The sequence below is a fragment of the Arsenicibacter rosenii genome (assembly GCF_001870735.1).
Taxonomy (GTDB): Bacteria; Bacteroidota; Bacteroidia; order Cytophagales; family Spirosomataceae; genus Arsenicibacter; species Arsenicibacter rosenii.
On sequence record NZ_MORL01000230.1, the window covers coordinates 1 to 618 of the forward strand.

At 55.3% G+C, this 618-nt stretch carries 1 protein-coding gene; it reads right to left on the reverse strand.

Going from position 1 to position 618, the window contains the following annotated elements:
* Positions 1-571, reverse strand: a 571-nt coding sequence (locus BLX24_RS30995; protein ID WP_310590819.1) for an MsnO8 family LLM class oxidoreductase, incomplete at its 3' end; no start/stop codon positions are given.
* Positions 572-618: the final 47 nt, after the last annotated feature.

Genomic DNA, 618 nt, shown 5'->3' on the forward strand with positions numbered 1-618 from the left:
TATACATGGTGCTCAGTTCCGGGGTCATTTCGGTAGGCGGGTGTATAGGCGCCCGGGCACCGGTCAACACGCCGACAAACATTCGGATTAAGCTGGTAAACAGTTGCTGAGCCTCTTCATCGCTATCCGCTACAAACACATTTATCCCGGCCATTGTATAAGGTTGCTTCAGGGTCGGGGATGGCTGAAACTCCTGCCGGTAGATCCGTAAGGCGTTCAACAGGTGGGTGGTGGCAAAATGGCTGGCAAATGCATAGGGTAACCCTCGGGCAGCGGCCAAATGGGCACTGTCGGTACTCGACCCCAAGATATAGATCGGGACATCGGTTCCTTCGGCCACAGCAGCCCGGACGGATGCCTCTTTGTTTTCTGCCGAAAAGTACGTCTGGATCTTCCTCACCTCGGCCGGAAAGGCCTGCGCTGCCCGCATAAAATCAGAGCGTATCGCCTCGGCCGTTTGCTGGTCAGTACCCGGGGCTCTTCCCAGTCCTAAGTCAATGCGGCCCGGGTATAAATGAGCGAGCGTTCCGAACTGTTCGGCCACAATTAAGGGTGAATGATTCGGCAGCATAATCCCCCCCGAACCGACTCTGATCGTTTGGGTATTTTCGGCAATGT